The organism is Bacillus sp. LR--39 (assembly GCF_053613335.1).
Genome location: NZ_JBSIOT010000495.1, coordinates 1 through 922, shown reverse-complemented (window position 1 = coordinate 922; position 922 = coordinate 1). Strand labels below are relative to the sequence as shown.

The 922-nt window shown below is 45.2% G+C and carries 1 protein-coding gene and 2 pseudogenes; all 3 read left to right on the top strand.

What is annotated here, in order from left to right; genetic code table 11:
* A pseudogene (locus ACWHAR_RS24415) lies at positions 1–75 on the top strand (2-C-methyl-D-erythritol 4-phosphate cytidylyltransferase); the annotation flags it as partial.
* Complete coding sequence (ispF, locus tag ACWHAR_RS24410; protein WP_003225745.1) at positions 68–544, top strand: 2-C-methyl-D-erythritol 2,4-cyclodiphosphate synthase; 477 nt, start codon at positions 68–70, stop codon at positions 542–544. The pseudogene ACWHAR_RS24415 and the gene ispF, both read left to right, overlap by 8 nt.
* 90 nt (positions 545–634) lie before the next feature.
* A pseudogene (locus ACWHAR_RS24405) lies at positions 635–922 on the top strand (glutamate--tRNA ligase family protein); the annotation flags it as partial.

The following is a 922-nucleotide window of genomic DNA, read 5'->3' as shown; positions in this document are numbered from 1 at the left end:
AAGCTGACGACGCCAGACGATTTGACGTCAGCTGAATCTATCATGGAATCAGAAAGTGGGAATAAACATGTTTAGAATTGGACAAGGATTTGATGTGCATCAATTAGTGGAGGGCCGTCCTCTCATTATTGGCGGAATTGAAATCCCGTACGAAAAAGGGCTGCTTGGCCATTCTGATGCAGACGTATTGCTGCATACTGTCGCTGACGCCTGCCTGGGAGCTGTGGGTGAAGGAGACATCGGCAAGCATTTTCCTGACACAGATCCCGAGTTCAAGGACGCAGATTCTTTCAAATTACTTCAGCATGTCTGGGGAATCGTGAAACAGAAGGGGTATGTCCTTGGGAACATTGATTGCACCATCATAGCGCAAAAGCCGAAGATGCTGCCGTACATAGAAGATATGAGAAAAAGAATTGCTGAAGGCCTTGAGGCAGATGTTTCTCAAGTAAATGTAAAAGCAACAACGACAGAAAAGCTTGGATTTACAGGCCGGGCGGAAGGAATAGCGGCTCAGGCGACAGTACTGATACAAAAAGGCTAACTTGTTTTGATGCCGGGTCTATTTGGTGGTAGAATAGATTCATACATTTTTGCCTGAGGCCATACATGACATGAAAGGAAGTATTTAAAAATGGGAAACGAAGTACGCGTCCGTTATGCACCGAGTCCAACCGGACATTTGCATATTGGAAATGCCAGAACGGCGCTTTTTAATTATTTATTTGCCCGCAATCAAGGCGGTAAGTTTATCATCCGAGTTGAGGATACAGATAAAAAGCGCAATATTGAGGGCGGAGAACAAAGCCAGCTGAATTATCTGAAGTGGCTAGGTATTGACTGGGATGAGAGTGTGGATGTCGGAGGAGAGTACGGCCCATACCGTCAATCCGAGCGTAACGATATCTATAAAGTGTACTAA

Bases quoted from the DNA above. Each gene is read 5' to 3' on its own strand.
- ispF (WP_003225745.1), top strand. From the start codon at position 68: ATGTTTAGAATTGGACAAGGATTTGATGTGCATCAATTAGTGGAGGGC.